Below are 3713 nucleotides of genomic sequence, written 5' to 3'. Positions count from 1 at the left end.
GCAGGCCACCCTGAGTGCTGCTCCAGCAATTGATACAGCACCGACCAATCCGGCGGTGTTTGACGATCTGCCCCGCAAAATTGTCACCCTGCTGCCATCGAATCCACTGAGTTCGATGGTGGAAAGCAATATGTTGCAAGTGGTGATCTTTGCCATGGTCATCGGTGTCGCGCTGGTGATGATGACACCCGTTCAGGCAAAACCTCTGCTGGATCTGATGGGCTCCCTGCAGGAGGTCTGTATGACTGTCGTGCGCTGGGCCATGCTGCTGGCACCCTTTGCCGTGTTTGGCCTGCTCGTTCAACTCACTGCCAAACTGGGCCTCGAAGCCCTGTTGGGCATGGCCGTTTACGTGGGCACAGTTCTTTTGGGCCTGTTAGCCATGTTCTGCGTTTATCTGCTGATAATAGCTCTGACAGCGCATATAAGCCCGCGGACCTTTCTGAGCTCGGTAAAGGAAGTCCTGCTGCTGGCCTTTTCCACCTCCAGCTCCGCCGCAGTGATGCCCCTATCCATCAAAACAGCAGAAGAAAAACTTGGGGTGCGCCCCTCTGTCTCACAATTTGTCATTCCCTTAGGGGCAACCATCAATATGAACGGCACAGCGCTGTACCAAGGTGTGGCTGCTATGTTTCTGGCGCAGGTATACGGTATTGAGGTTGGCCTCGGTGGCATGGCCCTAATTGTGATTACGGCAGTGGGTGCGTCCATCGGCTCTCCCGCCACACCCGGTGTGGGTATCGTCATCCTTGCCATGGTTCTGAATACAGTGGGCATTCCGGCATCAGGCATTGCCCTGATTATGGGCGTAGACCGCATACTCGACATGAGCCGTACTGCTATCAATGTCAGTGGCGACCTGGTTACCGCCAAACTGATGGATACCTGGGTGGGCAGTAGCCTCAGCCACCACGAAGAACAACTGGCGGAGCAACAGCGTGAACAGATTCGACAGCAGACTGGTGAGGATGTGCTGACCAGCAATGGAATTGGGGAGTCTCGCTAAAAGAATGGGCACAGGGTAAGGAAAATCCTGTTCACAGATTTGATTAGGCATATACTTTTTACATGACAGAACCAGCAGGTTGTCGCGAGCAAGGGCTCACCCCCATTGGATCAATCGTGGAAGTCCACGGGCCGGTGGCAGTTATCGCCTGCGATACCTTACCGCCACTGCACCAAGCCCTCTGCGCCCATATCAACGGCGAAACCTTTCTGTTTGAAGTACACCAGCACCTGGATGAGCACCACCTCCGCGCCATCACTCTACACCGCAGTAGTGGCCTGTACCGCAGCATGACGGTGTTTGATACCGGAGCGCCACTTCATGTGCCAGTGGCGCCGGAATGTCTGGGCCGGTTATTGAACATCTTTGGCGAACCTCTCGATGACAAGCCACCACTGACACCCAGGCAATACCGCAATGTCCATAGCAAACCCGCGCCCCTCAGCGAGGCTGTTGGCGTGGGTGAAGTTCTGCAAACAGGCATTAAGGTCATCGACCTGCTCTGCCCCTTTGTCAAAGGGGGAAAAACCGGGCTGTTTGGCGGTGCCGGCGTGGGTAAAACCGTGTTGATTATGGAATTCATGCACTCTGTGGCCACTCTGCACCAAGGTGTTTCGGTCTTTGCAGGCGTCGGAGAACGCATCCGGGAAGGCCATGAACTGTGGCATGAGATCGAAAAGGCCGGCGTTTTGCCTCAGACTCTGATGGTGTTTGGCCAGATGGACGAATCCCCGGGCGTACGATTTCGCATAGGGCTATCAGCGCTCACTTATGCGGAGTACCTGCGCGACAGCTTGCAGAAGGAAGTATTGTTTGTGATGGACAATATCTTTCGATTTGTTCAAGCCGGTAGCGAAGTTTCCAGCCTGCTGGGGCGCATGCCCGCCACAGTAGGCTACCAGCCGACGCTCACGACGGAAGTTGCAGAGATGCAGGACCGCATTCTGTCCACCCAAGCCGGTGCCATCACCTCCGTACAGGCGGTCTACGTGCCCGCAGATGACATGACGGATCCGGCGGTGAGCGCCATCCTCAGCCATCTGGACACCACGGTAATTCTCTCCCGCGCCCAAGCGGGCAAGGGGATCTACCCAGCCGTGGACCCACTACAATCAGGTAGCCGGTTGATGGACCGGCATACCCTGGGCGACCAACACTACATCGTCGCCGAAGCCGTCAGGGAACACTTGGCCCGTTACCATGAACTGGAAGATATTATCGCCATGCTCGGGGTTGAGGAGCTATCGTCGAAGGATCGCAAGATTGTCATGAGAGCGAGAAAGTTACAACGCTACCTCACCCAGCCGTTCTGGAGTACTGCAAGCCACTCAGGAATTCCTGGGGTATCCGTACCCCTGGAGCAGACCATCGCCGACTGCGAGGCATTCCTGCGAGGAGATTACGATGACATGCCGGAGGAGCGCTGCTATATGCGGGGCACCATGGCGGGGGTCAATCAATGAAGCAGTTCAGTCTGGTTCTTCAGGATGCTACCCACAACCAGCAAATTGATGGTGTCACATCCTTTGTTGGTGAAGACAGCAGCGGCAGCTTTGGCATTCTTGCCGGTCATGACCGTTTGATCACCGCTCTGGTTATTGGTCTGGCACGCTTTCGGGTTGGTGACGGGGATTGGCAATACCTGGCTGTACCTGGCGGCATTCTCTATTTTCAGGACAACGTGCTGACCCTCAGTACCCGTCATTATCTGCTGGACAACGATTACAACCGCATCAGCCAGGCCCTTCAGCAACAATTGCTGGCGGAAGAAGAACAGCTGCATGCTATGAAGTCCAGCCTGCACCGCATGGAAGAGGAAGTGTTGAAGCGCCTCTGGGAATTGAGCGCCAAAAATGGAAACCTGAGCCATGACACAATCAGATGAGCTGAGAAAGCAGGTGGAACGCCAGGTTCGGCGCATGAAGAAGGCCGAACGAGAACGACCTACACTGCTCGGTCAGACCGTCTACATCGGCACCCTGGGCCTCCTTCTGGTGCTGCCGGTCGTGGCTGGCGCTTATCTCGGCCAGTGGATCGATAGCCTGGCCAGTGAATACTCAAGCCGCTGGACCGTCAGCCTGATCCTGGTGGGCGTTATGATTGGTGCCATTAACGTTTACCTCTTTGTTCGGGAGTAAAAAAGTGGAAAACCCGGATATCATGATTCACCCACTATTCCACCTCGGGCCGCTGGCTATCACCAGCACGGTGGTTACTACCTGGGTCATCATGGCAATCCTGTGGTTATGTACCTGGCTGGTATCACGACGGCTGAGCATCACACCCGGTCCGCTGCAATCTGCGATTGAGGGTATGGTAGTTGCCATTGAAAGCGCTGTGTCTGCAGCGGCACCCCAGCATGCGCGGCAGATTATGCCCCTGATCGCCAGCCTTTGGATTTTTCTGGTAATCGCCAACCTCTGTGGGCTAATACCCGGTGTTCACTCCCCTACCCGAGACCTGTCCGCAACCGCTGCCCTGGCCATCCTGGTTTTTCTTTCCACGCACTGGTACGGCATTCGTATCCAGGGGCTGAAGCCCTACCTGAAACACTATCTGTCCCCGAGCCCACCATCGCCGAGGACGAGGTCCTCGTCGAGGTGTCGGCCTGCGGCTTCTGCGGCTCCGACGTCGAGTACTACTACGGCAAGAGCCCCGTCGGCACCGCCACGGGCAAGGGCCCGCTGATCCTCGGCCACGAGTTCTC

General features: G+C 56.2%; 5 protein-coding genes and 1 pseudogene. All 6 read left to right on the top strand.

From position 1 onward, the window contains the following. Positions 1-1006 (top strand): dicarboxylate/amino acid:cation symporter (locus ACYZYZ_RS00615; protein ID WP_461482895.1); only part of this gene is annotated, 1006 nt, incomplete at its 5' end. Between the two features lie 62 nt (positions 1007-1068). Further along, positions 1069-2469 (top strand): F0F1 ATP synthase subunit beta, encoded by a 1401-nt coding sequence (gene atpD / locus ACYZYZ_RS00610; RefSeq protein WP_461482894.1) that lies wholly within the window; start codon positions 1069-1071, stop codon positions 2467-2469. Continuing rightward, a complete protein-coding gene (locus tag ACYZYZ_RS00605) occupies positions 2466-2891 on the top strand; it encodes a F0F1 ATP synthase subunit epsilon (protein WP_461482893.1) in 426 nt (141 codons plus the stop codon). The genes atpD and ACYZYZ_RS00605 overlap by 4 nt, the downstream gene beginning before the upstream one ends. Then, positions 2875-3144 (top strand): AtpZ/AtpI family protein, encoded by a 270-nt coding sequence (locus tag ACYZYZ_RS00600; protein WP_461482892.1) that lies wholly within the window; start codon positions 2875-2877, stop codon positions 3142-3144. Before ACYZYZ_RS00605 ends, ACYZYZ_RS00600 begins: the two co-directional genes overlap by 17 nt. A 22-nt stretch (positions 3145-3166) precedes the next feature. Next, positions 3167-3562: pseudogene (locus ACYZYZ_RS00595) on the top strand (F0F1 ATP synthase subunit A); the annotation flags it as partial. A 44-nt stretch (positions 3563-3606) separates the two neighbouring features. Then, a partial coding sequence (locus ACYZYZ_RS00590; RefSeq protein WP_461482896.1) for a hypothetical protein occupies positions 3607-3713 on the top strand: 107 nt, incomplete at its 3' end.

Source organism: Porticoccus sp., assembly GCA_023261185.1.
GTDB lineage: Bacteria > Pseudomonadota > Gammaproteobacteria > Pseudomonadales > Porticoccaceae > Porticoccus > Porticoccus litoralis.
The sequence above is the reverse complement of the archived record's forward strand: the minus strand, read 5'-3'. Positions and strand labels throughout refer to the sequence as shown.